The 14,745-nt window shown below is 57.2% G+C and carries 12 protein-coding genes and 2 pseudogenes; 9 read left to right on the top strand and 5 right to left on the bottom strand.

All coding sequences use genetic code 11. From position 1 onward, the window contains the following. Window positions 1–4: 4 nt before the first annotated feature. On the bottom strand, window positions 5–1,591 hold the full coding sequence (locus tag FBX99_RS01310) for a glucan biosynthesis protein (protein WP_256662477.1): 1,587 nt from the start codon (window positions 1,589–1,591) through the stop codon (window positions 5–7). A 189-nt stretch (window positions 1,592–1,780) separates the two neighbouring features. On the opposite strand from FBX99_RS01310, the gene FBX99_RS01305 reads away from it, so the two are divergent. The 9 genes and pseudogenes from FBX99_RS01305 (at window position 1,781) to FBX99_RS29425 (ending at window position 9,056) form a co-directional block, all read left to right on the top strand. After that, complete coding sequence (locus FBX99_RS01305) at window positions 1,781–2,005, top strand: hypothetical protein (RefSeq protein ID WP_144924428.1); 225 nt, start codon at window positions 1,781–1,783, stop codon at window positions 2,003–2,005. Window positions 2,006–2,132: 127 nt separating this feature from the next. Then, a complete protein-coding gene (locus tag FBX99_RS01300) occupies window positions 2,133–2,501 on the top strand; it encodes a GtrA family protein (protein WP_306085246.1) in 369 nt (122 codons plus the stop codon). Window positions 2,502–2,527: 26 nt separating this feature from the next. Further along, window positions 2,528–3,967 (top strand): UbiA family prenyltransferase, encoded by a 1,440-nt coding sequence (locus FBX99_RS01295; RefSeq protein WP_145130444.1) that lies wholly within the window; start codon window positions 2,528–2,530, stop codon window positions 3,965–3,967. A 55-nt stretch (window positions 3,968–4,022) separates the two neighbouring features. Further along, window positions 4,023–5,339, top strand: a complete 1,317-nt coding sequence (locus FBX99_RS01290) for an FAD-binding oxidoreductase (protein ID WP_144924434.1) — start codon at window positions 4,023–4,025, stop codon at window positions 5,337–5,339. Continuing rightward, on the top strand, window positions 5,336–6,076 hold the full coding sequence (locus FBX99_RS01285) for an SDR family oxidoreductase (RefSeq protein WP_144924437.1): 741 nt from the start codon (window positions 5,336–5,338) through the stop codon (window positions 6,074–6,076). The genes FBX99_RS01290 and FBX99_RS01285 overlap by 4 nt, the downstream gene beginning before the upstream one ends. Then, window positions 6,073–7,029, top strand: a complete 957-nt coding sequence (locus FBX99_RS01280; RefSeq protein ID WP_144924440.1) for a lysylphosphatidylglycerol synthase transmembrane domain-containing protein — start codon at window positions 6,073–6,075, stop codon at window positions 7,027–7,029. The genes FBX99_RS01285 and FBX99_RS01280 overlap by 4 nt, the downstream gene beginning before the upstream one ends. Window positions 7,030–7,065: 36 nt before the next feature. Continuing rightward, window positions 7,066–7,206: pseudogene (locus tag FBX99_RS29085) on the top strand (glycosyltransferase); the annotation flags it as partial. Then, a complete protein-coding gene (locus tag FBX99_RS01270) occupies window positions 7,203–8,714 on the top strand; it encodes a glucosyltransferase domain-containing protein (protein WP_144924443.1) in 1,512 nt (503 codons plus the stop codon). The pseudogene FBX99_RS29085 and the gene FBX99_RS01270, both read left to right, overlap by 4 nt. Window positions 8,715–8,885: 171 nt before the next feature. Continuing rightward, a complete protein-coding gene (locus FBX99_RS29425; protein ID WP_371921395.1) occupies window positions 8,886–9,056 on the top strand; it encodes a DNA repair protein RecO C-terminal domain-containing protein in 171 nt (56 codons plus the stop codon). Here FBX99_RS29425 and FBX99_RS29420 read toward each other — a convergent pair. The 4 genes and pseudogenes from FBX99_RS29420 to FBX99_RS01250 all read right to left on the bottom strand — a co-directional run. Then, window positions 9,008–10,030, bottom strand: a pseudogene (locus tag FBX99_RS29420) (FMN-binding glutamate synthase family protein); the annotation flags it as partial. The gene FBX99_RS29425 and the pseudogene FBX99_RS29420 sit on opposite strands and share 49 nt — an antisense overlap. Window positions 10,031–10,572: 542 nt before the next feature. Beyond that, window positions 10,573–11,979: an ATP-binding protein gene (locus FBX99_RS01260; protein WP_144924447.1), complete on the bottom strand. Its 1,407-nt coding sequence runs from the start codon at window positions 11,977–11,979 to the stop codon at window positions 10,573–10,575. Then, window positions 11,976–13,778, bottom strand: coding sequence for a DAHL domain-containing protein (locus tag FBX99_RS01255; protein WP_145130442.1), 1,803 nt, complete (start codon window positions 13,776–13,778; stop codon window positions 11,976–11,978). The genes FBX99_RS01260 and FBX99_RS01255 overlap by 4 nt, the downstream gene beginning before the upstream one ends. Further along, window positions 13,775–14,734 (bottom strand): cytochrome-c peroxidase, encoded by a 960-nt coding sequence (locus FBX99_RS01250; RefSeq protein WP_144924451.1) that lies wholly within the window; start codon window positions 14,732–14,734, stop codon window positions 13,775–13,777. The genes FBX99_RS01255 and FBX99_RS01250 overlap by 4 nt, the downstream gene beginning before the upstream one ends. Window positions 14,735–14,745: the final 11 nt, after the last annotated feature.

The raw sequence follows: 14,745 nt of genomic DNA, 5'->3' as shown, positions 1-14,745 counted from the left end.
CGCATCAGGCCTTTGGTGCGGTGGCTGATGATTGAATGAGGGTTTCTTGCATCACCGTCGCTGGCAATGAATTGGAGGGGTGGTACTGATACAGCCAGGATTCGGACAGCGTTTGTTCTGCCAGACGCAGGTATAGGCGCAGTTCGACGGGTTCATTTCCCTCAACGCTCAGGTCGAATTGAGCGTTCCAGTGTCCCGGTGTTTCACTGGACATCATTTCAGTGTGCACATTCGCAAACGAACCCCTGGAGGCCCAGAGTACGGCTTGCGGTTTCGTGTCTGAGGCAAGCTTTTCCAGTGGTGGGCCGATGAACTCCACAAAAAACTTGCGCACGCCCTTGGGGCGCGGCAGGCCCGGACGGCCTCCGTTTCCCAGGCGCGTCGCCACGCAGCGCGCCAGATTGCCTGGGTAAGGCTCATCGGCCAGCCAATGCAGTCGATATTTCAGACGGTATTGATTACCGGCTTCGGCGGGTTCCTTGGGCACCCACATCGCCACGATGTTGTCATTGATCTCGTCGTCGGTCGGGATTTCCACCAGTTGTACGCTCCCTTCACCCCAGTCCCCCAAGGGCTCTACCCATAGGCTGGGTCGACGCTGGTAATTCACATTGTCCAGGTAGTTGTTGAAAGAACGATCACGTTGAAGCAGTCCGAACCCTCGTGGATTCCTGTCTGAGAATGCCGAAGCCATGGTGCGCGTCGGATTGTTGAGCGGCCGCCAGATCCGTTCACCCGTCCCCGTCCATAGGGCCAGTCCATCGGAGTCGTGAACCTCGGGTCGCCAGTCGATAGCGCCAGGCTTGGCCGTTTCGCTGAACCAATACATGGACGTCAGGGGGGCGATACCGAAACGGTCAATGTTCTGGCGTAGAAACAACGCAGCATCGATGTCCATCAGCACACCCTTGGTGCGGCTGATCACAAATCGATAAGCGCCGCAGAGGCTGGGCCCATCGAGCAACGCATACAGGGTTATGTCGGGGTGCTGGTCGTCGCTCGGTGTCTCGATCCAGAAGTGGGTGAAATCCGGAAACTCTTCGGCCTTGTCCGCCAGGGCCACATCAAGCGCTATACCTCGCGCTGAAATTCCGTACTGGTATTGTTCGCCAATGGCCCGAAAATACGAGGCGCCGAGAAAAGCGACCCAGTCGTTTTTTTTCCAATCGTGGTCTTTTTGATTCCCCAGGCGGCTTTCCTGAAGACGAAATCCGGCGAAGCCGCTATCGGCTGCGAGTGCCTGGGCCGGGCTGTCGACAGGCAGATCGAACAGCGTTTTGTCGTAAGGGATTTCATGAGCCACGCCGTCGCTGACGACATGCATTTTGACCGGGGTGCGAAAGAATTTGCCCAGATGAAAGAAGGTGACGGGATACAGGCCAGGCCCGTTGGCAAAAAGAGCACGTGCGCTGTCGAATCGGATCTTGCCCAATGCCTCATAGTCGATATTCGAGAGCAGGTACTTGGGGAGGGCGGTCGACTTGACATAGGGCTTGAGCGCCGTCGCTTCGGCGAGCCGGATCAGTGTGTCAAAACTGAAGGGGAGCGAGGTGTCCGGCTTCAGGTCGCTGGAAAACGCGGGGATAGGCATGGGCAACGAGGCAGCAGCTGCACAGAGCGAGGTGAAGCTCACCAGATCGCGTCGGGTCAACATAGTCTGTTCCCTGAATTGAACGTCTGAGGGATGTTCAATTGCAGAGGCGCGGCCGTCTACTGTCAGAGTTAACAGGAGAGGAGCGGCGAAGCCGGGACTGTCAGTGATTTTGTGTTCGGGCATCACATGCGTTTGGGGGGCATGCCATGCCAAATAAAAAGACCGGCCAATAAGATCAAAGAGCTGCCCTCGATTCCGAAGGAACTGGTAGAACAGTTCGTCAACGGACCGATGACGGTCGAGTCGATTCTGGTGGTGCTGGCGCTTCTGGTGTTGTCGACGGTGTTGTTTTATATCTTCAAGTTGCGGCCAAGGGCTGATCAACAAGGCGCGGTGCTTCCGGTGTTGTAACGACGCCAAGCGGTAGAAATTGACCGCCTGTCGGAAACAGCTGCGGACCTGTAAGTTCTGACAGTAGACCATCCTGGATGGTGGCCCTAGCTTTGAAACCCGCTAACAACGGGTAAACGCAGGCTCCATGATGAAGGGATTCTCTGCATTGATGGTTATCGGTCTGGCCAATGGACTGATCCATTGGCAGGTCTTTTTCGTGTTGCGTAGCGCTGTCGGGCTGAGCCAGGCGGTCAGCAACCTGACGGCATTTTGTGTTGCCACAGCATTTTCATTCTATGTGAATGCGCTCTATATCTTTGAGCCTGGGGCGCCTCGGCGTGGTTACTTGCCGCTCAATGCTTCAATAGCTGGCTTGAGCTACGGCATTGGAGCTGTCGGCGATACCCGAAACCTGCCTGGATGGGGGGTGTTGGTTTCGTTTTCGTTGCTGAACCTGGCAATCGGCTACAGTTTTTTCCGGTTTGTCGTGTTTCGTGACCGTCATCCAGTATGAACGCCTGCGACCAGGTATTGCAGCCCATGACGGAGGACCGTTCAGTTTCGCTGCCCTTTGTTGTCGACCTGGATGGCACGCTGCTCAAATCTGATCTGATGTTTGAATGCGCCATGGCGTTTGTCCGCAACCAGACTTGGCGCTGCCTGAAAGTTTTGGCCTGGGTGCTCCGCGGAAAGGCCTATCTGAAGAAACAGCTGGCTCAATCGACGGATGTCGATGTCAGCCTATTGCCCTACGATCAGGATGTGCTGACCCTGATCGACGAGCAGCGCAGGCTAGGCCGCAAGATCGTGTTGGCCACCGCCAGTTATCATTCGTTGGCGCAAAGGATCGGCGAACACTTGCAGGTGTTCGATGAAATATTAGCGACTCGCCTGGAATGCAATCTGTCAGGTCCGCGCAAGCGTGACCGATTGATTGAATTGTTCGGTCAACGAGGCTTCGATTACGTCGGTAACGCACTGGACGACCTTGTGATCTGGCGCTCGGCCAGGCTTGCTTATGTGGTCAATCCTTCAGCACCTGTCGAACTGGCCATCTTGAAGCTGGGTAATGTGGTGCGACTGATCCGCTCCGACACGACGGGATTTAGCGAATGGCGGAAGGCCTTGCGCCTGCATCAATGGGCAAAGAATGCGCTGATTTTCGTGCCGTTGCTGGCCGCGCATCAGATCACCAACCCAATGTTGCTATGGCATGGCTTGCTGGCATTCATATTGTTCGGATTATGCGCTTCCGGCGTTTATATACTCAATGACCTGCTGGATCTGGAAGACGACCGAAGGCATCCAACCAAACGGAACAGACCCTTTGCAAGCGGATGCCTGTCGATCAGGTCGGGCCTGACGATTTGTCCAGTGCTATTGATCATATCGCTTGGCGGCGCTTGGTGGTGGCTACCTCCACGGTTCGTTTCGGTATTGGCTTTTTATTACGCCTTGACGCTGGTCTATTCGTTCAAGTTGAAGCACATCATGCCCCTGGACGTGATCACTCTGGCGTTGCTCTACACCTTGCGAATCATCGCTGGTGGCGCGGCCTTCGATTTGGAACTGACGCCGTGGATCCTTGCGTTTTCCATGTTTATTTTCCTGAGCCTCGCTTTGGTCAAGCGCTATACCGAACTCCTGGTGGTCTCGCGCAACGGGGTTAGCGGTAAAGCTAGCGGTCGGGATTATTACCCAGGCGATATGGCGATGCTTTCATCGCTAGGCGCGGCTTCCGGCTATCTCGCGGTATTGGTTTTGGCACTGTACATCCGCGACAGCGCAACCGTTGCCCTGTATGAGCGTTCACAAATCATCTGGCTTGCGTGCCCCTTGTTGCTGTTCTGGATCACTCGGCTCTGGATGCTGACTCATCGCGGATTAATGAAGGAGGACCCGGTGGTGTTTGCGCTAAAGGACCGATTGAGCCTTGTCGTAGGGGTGTTGTTTTGCCTGATTTTCTGGAGTGCGACATGAACGATCGTTTTGATGCCGGGGGCCTGCTCGTTGATACCGCGCAGTCGTGCCTGCTATGAGCTTACCGTTGAGTTCGTGGGGGCAATATCCCGCAGAACCGCAAATCGCTCATCCCTGTGCCTGGCGAAATGATCTGGATGATCAGTGGTTGCGGGTCAGTAAAATGCATGGCTCGACATTGCCGTTCGGTAATGGCCGCAGCTATGGCGACAGTTGCTTGGCCAGTAACGGCCATGTATTGCACATGCGCCCGTTGAGTCGGTTCATCGACGCCAACTGGCAAACGGGAGAGATCTGCGCCGAGGCAGGGGTCACTTTGGGTGAAGTGTTGCAACTGGCGGTTCCTCGCGGGTGGTTTTTGCAAGTCACACCTGGAACCTGCCATGTGACACTGGGCGGAGCGGTGGCCAACGATGTCCATGGTAAAAATCACCACTGCCGTGGGACGTTTGCTCATTCGGTCTTGAGTTTCGGATTACACAGATCCGAGCAACCTTTGACGGTGTGTTCGCCAAGGGAAAATCCCCAGTGGTTTGCGGCTACTCTCGGCGGACTAGGTCTGACGGGCATTATCAGCTGGGTCAGAATTCGTCTGCGCAGAATCCAATCCAGTCGGATCGATACGACCCGGGTGCGATTTGGTGGACTAAGTGACTTTTTCGCACTGGCGACAGAGCTTGATGCTTCCCATGAATACAGCGTGGCCTGGATTGATTGCCAGGCCAAGGGCTCTGCGTTGGGGCGCGGTGTCATGATCGTAGGGGACCACTGTGAGCACGGACCGTTGGAAGTGCCGACGACCCGTGCCATGACTTTACACGCTCAGCCAGCAGCGTCCTTGGTCAACCCATTCATGGTGGGATTGTTCAACCGCTGTTACTGGCACATGCAGCCGGCCAGCAGGAAAAACCAGACGATTGCTTACCGTCCGTTTTTTTACCCGCTGGATAGCATTGAGCACTGGAACCGGATCTACGGCCGCAAAGGATTCCAACAGTTCCAGTGCGTAGTACCACAAGCGGTTGCCGAGGACGCCTTGGTGCAATTGCTCGACGTCATTGCCCGTAGCGGACAGGGATCTTTCCTGGCGGTACTCAAGCGTTGTGGTGATATCGCCTCCCCAGGACTGTTGTCCTTTCCGATGCCCGGGACCTCGCTGGCGCTGGACTTTCCCCAAAACGGCGCCCTGAACACCACCTTGCTGCCGCGGCTGGACACTATTGTCCATGAGGCTGGCGGTCGGTTGTACCCGGCCAAGGACGCGCACATGAGTGCCCGCGATTTTCGCCAGGCCTATCCCGCTTGGGAGCGTTTGGAGGCAATGCGCGACCCGGCATTGATGTCCCGGTTTTGGCAGCGAGTGACACAATGAAAAAAATCCTGATTGCGGGGGCTACTTCTGCCATTGCCTGTGCTTGCGCACGACTGTGGGCGATTGAGCAGAGCGAGTTCTTTCTGGTTGCCAGGGATGAGTCAAAACTGCTGCAAACCTGTGCTGATCTTAAGGCGCGAGGTGCAAGCAGGGTTACCCCCTGCGTGATGGACCTTGGCAATGTTGATGCACAAAGCATCATGCTGGAGCAGTGCCTGGCTGTGATGCAATCGATGGATATCTGTTTGATTGCTTATGGATCTTTGCCAAATCAACACGAATGTGAGCGAAGTGCTGAATCGGCCATGGCCGAGTTTGCCAACAATGGCAGTTCGGTAATTGCCTTGCTGACTCGTCTGGCGAGTCTGATGATCGTTCAGCGCGGTGGCACGCTGGCGGTTATTTCTTCAGTGGCGGGGGATCGCGGGCGTCCCTCCAACTACGTGTATGGCGCAGCCAAAGCGGCCGTTTCCACATTCTGCGAAGGTCTGCGCGCGCGGATGTCCAAGTCCGGCGTGCATGTGATCACCATCAAGCCCGGCTTTGTCGATACGCCAATGACCCGCGGATTGGCGATGCCGGCTTTCCTGGTAGCGCAACCGGAGGTAGTCGCTCGTCGAATTGTGGCGGGTATCGAACGCAAGGCCTCGGTGCTTTATGTACCGGCGTTCTGGGCGTTGATCATGTACCTGATACGGGCATTGCCGCAGTCACTGTTCAAAAGGCTCAACCTGTGAACCAGGCCGCGACTTTGGCTGGATGGCGCTATCAGTTGTTGATCGGTTCGGCGATCTGCTCCGCCCTGGTTTACCTCGCCATTTCCCTCTGGGGTGGGTGGGCGGCGGTGAGCGGGGCGGTCAGTCGGGTAGGGTGGGGGGACGGGGCGCAAATAATCGTTTTGGTTCTGCTTGGCTATGGGCTGCGTTTTTTGCGCTGGCAGGTTTATCTCAGGGCCTTGGGACATACATTGCCTTGTTGGCCCAGCTTGAAAATCTATCTGTCGGGATTTGCATTGACTACAACACCTGGCAAGGCGGGCGAGGCATTACGTGGAGTCCTGTTAAAACGCTGGGATGTGCCTTATGCACACAGTTTTGCTGCGCTATTGAGTGAGCGGTTTTCGGATTTGCTGGCGATAGTTGTTTTGGCGCTGTTGGGCTTGAGTGCTCACCCCAAATGGCTGCCGATGATGGCGGCCACTCTGGCGTTGCTGGTCTGCGGCGTACTGCTGATGGTGCACCCGGAACTGATAGGCAACATTGCCCGCCGCATCGGCAAGGGACGTAGCTGGATTTCCCGGATGCTGCGCTATCTCGTTCGGGTATTGCTCCAGGCACGCAGATGTCATACCCCACGTCGACAGATTGTCGCGACGTTATTGAGTCTCATGGCCTGGGGGCTCGAAGTGTTGGCGTTCGACTGGATTTTGAGGGCTGTGGCAGCGGACGTACCTCTCACATCGGTCATGTTCATTTATGCCATTTCCATGCTGATTGGTGCCCTGAGTTTCATACCCGCCGGATTGGGCAGTACCGAAGCGGTAATGGTGGCTCTACTGGTGTCTGGTGCCGTTGCGACGGCAAGTGCAATTGCCGCGACGATTCTGTTGCGGGTGGTGACGTTGTGGCTGGCGGTGGGGCTGGGGGCTGTCTTCTTGATCGGGCGGGAACGATCGTTACCTGGTCGCTGACGAGGAGAACAATGATGATTATGAAAGCAACTCCCGTTTGTGGGCAGGGTGCAGTTGCTCGGTATTGGAGTATTGGGTGAGTACGTCGGGGGAATTTATCTGAAGGCCAAGCATCGGCCTCGGTATGTCATCAAGGAAATGATCCGACAAGGCAGATTGAAGTCCCGGGAGGAATAACGGTGAACGATTTTTTCTATCGCGAGCTCAATCGTCGCCAGATTGCGCTGTTTTTCTTAGCCGCAATCTTGCTTTACGTCCTGCCGTTGATCCTTGCTGATTTTCGCTACATAGACGATAACTGGCGAGCGTTGGAAGCTGGAATGGGTTGGACTGGTCAAGGGCGCTGGTTCGTTGATCTGTTGTACCAAGTGCTGTCCTTCACCGGCGCCGCACCAGACATTTTCCCGCTGCCGCTATTACTCGCCGCATTGGCCATGTCGCTGGCTTTGACTCGCCTGACCTTTCATTACTTCCCTCAGCCGACGCTGGTCTGTTGTTTGGTCCCGTTACCTATCTGGTACAACCCCTTCCTGTTGCAGAACCTGTCGTATCAATACGATGGTCCCGCCATGGCATTAAGTCTGGTCGCTGTCATTTACGCAGTGACCTTTCAGGGGGCTTCGCGAATGCGTCAGTGGTGCGTGCCAGCCGGATTGTTGATGGTGTCATTCGGGCTCTATCAGATCAGCGTCAACGTGTTCCTGGGCCTGTGTTGCCTGGAACTGCTCAGGGCGGCATACAAACGGGAACCATACTTCCAGTTGCTTAAAATGTTGGGTTGGAAGGTGGCTCAATTTGGCTTGGCCGTTCTGATTTACCTGGTCTCCGCCGTCTTTCTGATGGGAACGGAGCGAACTGCATTGTTGAATTGGAAAGTCGATCCGCTGCTGCAGATTGGCATCAATATCGGGCGAGTGGTGGAAAAAGTCGCGCTACTGTTTCACGGTGGATACACCTGGCTATTGGCCGCGCTGATCTTGTGGGCAATTATTGGTGCCATGCGGTTGGGCTGCCGGATACTGGAGCGTAAGGAACAACGTTGGAAGACTGCCGTGTTGATCCTGGGGGGATTGCTGACGTTGCCCTTGTTGATCCTGTTAATACCTGGCATCGCGCTGTTTTTTCGTGATTTCAACGAATGCGCTCGCACCTTGATGGGCTTCGGTGTGTTGCTGATGTCGTTGTTTTATCTTGCTTTTCTGGCCCTTGCACCCATCCATCCCCGCCTGCCGCTGTTGCTGATCATCCCGCTTCTGGCAACGCTTTCACTTTCCTTCGCTTATGGCCGGGTGCTGACCTTCCAAAAAACCTTCAGCAACGGTGCGCTTTACAGTCTGGCGTATGACATCACTTCACACCGGGAGCTGTACGAAGCCAAGCGGATTTATCTATCGGCAACCCCTTCCTATCACTGGCTGGCAAGTGCTCGCGGCTCGTTTCAAGAATTGCCTGTTCTGCCTTATCTGTTAAATGTCTATTACTTCATGCTCCCGGAAAATTTGTCGTCAATGGGTATCACCAACGTAGCGTGGGAAAATGACCGGCACAACGCGACCTATGTTGGTTTTTTAGGTTATGTGCCTGTCGTGGACAACCGGAATTATCGGATTTATCTATTGGGCGACTATGGTTTCATCGTTTTGAAAGAGCCTGTGTGGGTCACTCGTCGTGTTGTAACGTGGTGACTTGGCTCGATAGTCATATCATCGCCTGTTCTTACGGTTGCCTTGAAATTGCGCAGCCTAGAAGTGGTTCGCTGCGCGATTGTTCACGCAACCTCCACCTCCAAAGGCTCAAAACTGTCCGCCCGCGCCATCTGCCACATCCGTGAATAAAACGCCCCATTCACCTCACCGGTGAGCAACTCCCCCGGCTTCAAAAACACATGCAACTGCGAAAACAGCTTGATCTCAGTCGCTGACATCCGCCGAACCAGGTGCTTGGGTTGCAGCTGCGAAGGGTGTTCGAGACCTGCGGCGGCGAGCATTTCGGCCAGGGCCTTGAGGGTGTTGCGGTGGAAGCTGTAGACCCGCTGGGCCTTGTCCGGGACGACCAGGGCGCGCTGGCGCAAGGTGTCCTGGGTGGCGACGCCGGTGGGGCATTTGTTGGTGTGGCAGCTTTGCGACTGGATGCAGCCAATGGCGAACATGAAGCCCCGGGCGGCGTTGGCCCAGTCGGCGCCGATGGCCAGTACGCTGGCGATGTCGAAGGCGCTGACGATCTTGCCGCTGGCGCCAAGCTTGATCTTGTCCCGCAGGTTCAGGCCCACCAGGGTGTTGTGGACGAACAGCAGGCCCTCGCGCAACGGCGCGCCGATGTGGTCGGTAAATTCGACCGGCGCTGCGCCCGTGCCGCCTTCCTTGCCGTCCACCACGATAAAGTCGGGCAGGATGCCGGTCTCCAGCATGGCTTTGGCGATGCCCATGAATTCCCAGGGATGACCCAGGCAGAACTTGAAGCCTACCGGTTTCCCCCCGGATAACTCACGCAGTTGTTGTACGAACTGCATCAACTCGATAGGCGTGGAAAACGCGCTGTGGCAGGACGGTGAAACGCAATCTTCGCCCATGCGGATGCCGCGGGTTTCGGCGATTTCCCGGGTGACCTTGTGCTTGGGCAGGATCCCGCCGTGGCCGGGCTTGGCGCCCTGGCTCATCTTGATTTCAATCATCCGCACCTGTGGGTCCCGGGCCTGGGCGGCGAACCGATCCGGGTCGAAGTGGCCGTCCGCGGTGCGACAGCCGAAGTAGCCGCTGCCCAGCTCCCAGGTCAGGTCGCCACCGTGTTCACGGTGGTAGGGGCTGATGCTGCCTTCGCCGGTGTCGTGGGCGAAATTGCCGAGCTTCGCGCCCTGGTTCAACGCCCGGATAGCGTTGGCACTCAGGGAGCCAAAGCTCATGGCGGAAATGTTGAACACCGAAGCCGAGTAAGGCTGGGTGCACTGCGGGCCACCGACCGTTACGCGAAACCCGCTGGGGTCGCTCAACGGAGCCGGGCGCATGGAGTGGCCGATGAATTCGAAGCCGGCCTGGTAGACGTCGATCAAGGTGCCGAAGGGTTTGTCGGCACTTTCGTTCTTGGCCCGGGAATACACCAGAGAGCGCTGGGCGCGGGAGAAGGGCAGGGCATCGCTGTCGGATTCGAGCAGGTACTGGCGGATCTCCGGGCGAATGCCTTCGACCAGGTAGCGGATATTGCCCAGGATTGGATAGTTGCGCCGCACGGCGTGGCGTTTTTGCAGCAGGTCGAACAACCCCAGCAGGCTCAGCAGGCCTGTCACCAGCGCGATCGGCCATAGCCAGTCATGGGCGAGGAACGGCAGGCTGGCGAGGGTGAACAGCACACAGCCAGCAAAGAAGGCGTAACGGCTCAGTAGCGACAGGCTCATGCGGTTTCCTTGGGGGAGGGGCGAAGGGCCATTCTGCGCTGGTGGCGAAAGGCTGGGCAACCGGTGATGAGAGGATTTCATGTGCTGAGGGCTTTAGCTGTGGCGAGGGGATTTATCCCCTCGCCACAGGGACTCAATTCACAGATAACTCTGCGTCACTCCGCCAGCTTCATCTGCCGCATCGGCAACTCGACCCGGAACGTCGTACCCACCCCCACTTCGCTGCGCACGGTGATCTCGCCGTTGTGTTTCTTCACGATGCCATAGGACAACGACAGCCCAAGCCCCGTGCCCTGGCCGATGGGTTTGGTGGTGAAGAACGGGTCGAAGATTTTTTGCAGGGTTTCCGGCGGGATGCCCGAGCCGTTGTCGGCAACTTCGATCCACACGGTGTCACCGTCGACGCCGTTGCGCAGGGTAATCGTGCCCCGTTCGGGGCCGATGGCCTGGGCGGCGTTGACGATCAGGTTCATGATCACTTGGTTGATTTGCGACGGCAGGCATTCGACCTCTGGTAGCGGGCTGTACTCCTTGACCACGTCGGCCTTGTACTTGATTTCGTTGGCTACGATGTTCAGGGTCGAGTCGATGCCCTGCTGCAGGTTCGCCATCTGCCATTCCTGGTTGGAGTCCACGCGGGAGAAGTCCTTCAGGTCCTTGACGATCTGTCCGACCCGGGCGATGCCGTCCTTGGACTCCTTGATCAGCAGTGGAATGTCCTCGACGAGAAAATCCAGCTCCACTTGTTCGCGCAGCTTGACCAAGTACAGCACCAGTTCCGGCGAGGCGATGGCTTCCTCGGCGTTGCCGTAGGCCAGGAGCATTTCCTCCAGCTTGTTGAAATAGCCGTCCAGCGCTCCCAGGTTGGAGGAGATGAAACCGATGGGGTTGTTGATTTCATGAGCTACCCCGGCGGCCAACTGTCCCAGCGAGGCGAGCTTTTCCGATTGCACCAACTGAGTTTCGAGCATCTTGCGTTCGTCGATTTCCATCTGCAGCAGGGTACTGGCTTGCTTGAAGGCCTGGGTGCGTTGCTGCACCAGTTCCTCTAGCTTGCTCATCTTCAACTGCGCGCGCGAAGTCATTTCCCATTTGGTGGTCAGGGTGTTGGCCATCTGCTGGACTTCGATGTTATCGAAGGGTTTTTTCAGGATCAGCAGGCGGTCGTGGCCGTTCAGTCGATCCAACAGTTCATCCCAGGAATAATCCGAATAGGCCGTGCATACCACCACTTGCAACTGCGAGTCGCACTTCCACAATTCCTCGATGGTCTTGGCACCGTCCCAGCCCTCTGGCATGCGCATGTCGACGAAGGCGAGGGCATACGGGCGGTCCTTCGCCACTGCCGCCTGCAATTTGCTCAAGCCTTCCTGACCGCCATAGGCCGAGTCGAGCTCGAACACCGTGCCAACCGGTTTCGGTGCTTCGCCAAACAGCGCGCTTTCCATGTCTTGCAGGTCGGCGTTGCTGTCGTCCTCGGGGGTGAGAATCTTGCGAAAATCCTCATGAATGGCGGGCGTATCGTCGATCAACAGGATTCGCCGGTTACTTAAATTGTTCATGAATCCTCTTCCGCAAGTTTCAGGGGCACATGTAGCACAAACGTCGCTCCCTTGCCGGGGCCCTCACTGTGGGCGGTGAGGCGACCGTTCATTTCGATGGCAGCCGTTGCACAGCTGTGCAGGCCGAATCCGTGGCCTTCCTTGCGCGTAGTAAAACCGTGGGCAAAGATGCGTGTCATGTTTTCTTCCGGAATACCTTCGCCTTCATCCTTGACGCTGATCTGCAACGTCTCGCCATCTACGACCCGCGCACTAAGGGTCATGTTCCGCGCATGATTCGAGACCCCGGCCATGGCGTATTTGGCGTTGCTGATCAGGTTGATCAGAATCAGTAGCAAACGGTGCTTGTCGCCCATGATCCGCGGCAAGTTGCCATACTCCTTGATCACCGTCACATGGTGCCGGGTCAGGGCGCCGGAGTTCATGCGCAGGGCATCTTCCAGCAGTTCGCCGATCACCAGCGGTTCCATCATGCTGTTGGCCCCGGCATAGGATTGCTGCGTGGAGACGATGTCCTTGATGTGGTCCACGCTCTTGCTCAACTGGGTCAATTCATCGATCAGGCTCTGCTGCTCCACCGCCATGGCCTCCACCAGCTGGTTGAGATAGCCCGGCAGCAACTTGCCTTTCTCGTCCTCGGTGAGGAAATGCCCCAGGTCATGGGGGTGTTCGTTGATCAGGCTCATTGCTTTGCCCAGTCCCTGGGCCTTGCTGCTGCGCAACTTGCGACTGACCAGGTCGGCGGAGATGTTCACGCTGTTGAGCACGTTGCCGACGTTATGCAGTACGTTGGTGGCGATTTCCGCCATGCCAGCCTGGCGGGCGGTGTCCATCAACTCGCTCTGGGTATCCTTGAGCTGGCGAGTGCGCTCTTCGACCCGTTGTTCCAGTTCGTCGTTGGCGGTTTGCAGGGCTTTGTTGACGCGCTTGATCTCGGCGAAGCTGCGTATCAGCCGGATGGCCAGCCAGATCAATATCAACACCAGGAGCGTGGCGAACACCAGCAAGTACACGTGATTGCGTTGGTATTTTTCGGCGGCTATTTCCTGGTCCTTCTCGAGCAGGCGGGTGATGGTGTCGAGATGATCCGAGACGGGAACGGCTTCGATGCCCTCCAGCAACTCATTGACCCGCGGTTGTTCGCGAAGGATCAGGGCGATGTGCCGGCTCAGGATATCGATGGAGTCATGCAGGCCCACCGGCATGCGCTCCTTGTTGACATCGAGCCGGTTCAGGCCCAGCAGGACCTCGGCAGCAATTTCGCGGGTGGTGAGCAGAGAGAACTCCATGCTGCTGAGCAGCAGGTCGTAGGTGTCGATGGCGACGCTCTGCAATTGCAGTTTTTCATCGTCCGACAGTTGGGTGAACTCGGCCTGGATGTCGTCCTCGGCGGTGGGCAGGAACGCCAGGGAGTTGCGCAGCACCGCGTTATGCGACTTGAACTGTTCTACCAGGCTGGTCTTTTCCTTGATGGCCTTGAGGTATTCGTCGCGCTGGGTCTCCCACAGCGAGGGCGCGTGGCGACCCGGCTCCGACTCGATGGCGTCCAGGCGCTGCCAGAGACGGGACATCTCATGCAATGGGGAAACCAGGGGGTCATAGTTGTGGCTCAAGGCGATCCGGGATTTGAGGACCTCGTTGTCCCAGATGGCGTCCTGCTGCTTGAGCTGGCGGATCAAGTCCCGGGACTCGATGTACGAGGCAGCCTGCTGCGCGCTCGAATTGACGTACATGAACAGCAGCACCGAGGCGAGCAGGGCGCCGATGAAGAACAGGCCGAAGCGACGAAGGGTCTTCATAATGGCTTGCCCTCCCGTTCGCCGGTCAGGGTCTTGAGGAATTCGACGATCAGCTCCGTGTCGTTTTTCAAGGGCTCACGACCCAACTGGTATTTGAACATCACCTCCACCGCGCGCTCGAGGGTCGGTGCGGATCCGTCGTGGAAATACGGTGCGGTGACGGCCACGTTACGCAGACTGGGAACCTTGAAGACCTGACGGTCGGCATCATCGCCGGTAATGTTGAAGCGACCCTCATCGACCCGGGTGGGATTGCCCCGGTCCGCAATGTAGTCACCCATGACGCCGAACTTCTGGAACATGTTGCCGCCGATGTTCACGCCCTGGTGGCAAGCGATGCAGCCGTATTCCTTGAAGCGTTGGTAACCGAATTTCTCCCGGGGGCTGAGGATGTCGGTGTTGCCCAGCAGATATTGGTCGAAGCGCGAGTTGGGCGTCAGCAGGGTGCGCTCGAAATCGGCCAGGGCCCCCTGGATATTGGACTCGGTGACGCCGTCGGGATAGGCGCTGGCGAAATCCTTGGCATAACCTGGGTCACCGGCGATGCGCTCGACCACCGATTCCCAGGTATTACCCATTTCCGTGGGGCTGGTCACCACGGTGTGCACCTGTTCTTCCAGGGTATCGACGCGTCCGTCCCAGAACTGGTGGAAGTTCAGGCTGGCGTTGAACACGGTGGGTGTATTGACTTCCACCGGTTTGCCATCGAAACCCAGGGAAAACCGTTTGTCGTCGGCCCCGCCCTTGTCCAGGTGATGGCAACTGGCGCAGGACAGGGTGTTGTTGACCGACAGCCGAGGGTCAAAGAACAACCGTTGGCCCAACTGGACGCGCTTGGGGTCCAGGGCCGGAACAGGGGGCAGCGGTTTGAGCGGCTCGTCCAGTGGTGCGGCGTGAGCGGTCACGCACAAGCCCATGAGCAGGCCGAGAGCGAGTAACAGTCCAGATGACGCCATCGGGTGCTTCC

Origin of the sequence: Pseudomonas sp. SJZ074 (assembly GCF_007828215.1) — a bacterium.
Classification (GTDB): domain Bacteria; phylum Pseudomonadota; class Gammaproteobacteria; order Pseudomonadales; family Pseudomonadaceae; genus Aquipseudomonas.
The sequence above is the reverse complement of the archived record's forward strand: the minus strand, read 5'-3'. Positions and strand labels throughout refer to the sequence as shown.

Bases quoted from the DNA above. Each gene is read 5' to 3' on its own strand.
- FBX99_RS01285 (WP_144924437.1), top strand. From the start codon at position 5,336: ATGAAAAAAATCCTGATTGCGGGGGCTACTTCTGCCATTGCCTGTGCT.
- FBX99_RS01250 (WP_144924451.1), bottom strand. From the start codon at position 14,734: ATGGCGTCATCTGGACTGTTACTCGCTCTCGGCCTGCTCATGGGCTTG.
- FBX99_RS01310 (WP_256662477.1), bottom strand. From the start codon at position 1,591: ATGCCTATCCCCGCGTTTTCCAGCGACCTGAAGCCGGACACCTCGCTC.
- FBX99_RS01290 (WP_144924434.1), top strand. From the start codon at position 4,023: ATGAGCTTACCGTTGAGTTCGTGGGGGCAATATCCCGCAGAACCGCAA.
- FBX99_RS01300 (WP_306085246.1), top strand. From the start codon at position 2,133: ATGATGAAGGGATTCTCTGCATTGATGGTTATCGGTCTGGCCAATGGA.
- FBX99_RS01260 (WP_144924447.1), bottom strand. From the start codon at position 11,979: ATGAACAATTTAAGTAACCGGCGAATCCTGTTGATCGACGATACGCCC.
- FBX99_RS01305 (WP_144924428.1), top strand. From the start codon at position 1,781: ATGCGTTTGGGGGGCATGCCATGCCAAATAAAAAGACCGGCCAATAAG.
- FBX99_RS01255 (WP_145130442.1), bottom strand. From the start codon at position 13,778: ATGAAGACCCTTCGTCGCTTCGGCCTGTTCTTCATCGGCGCCCTGCTC.
- FBX99_RS01295 (WP_145130444.1), top strand. From the start codon at position 2,528: ATGACGGAGGACCGTTCAGTTTCGCTGCCCTTTGTTGTCGACCTGGAT.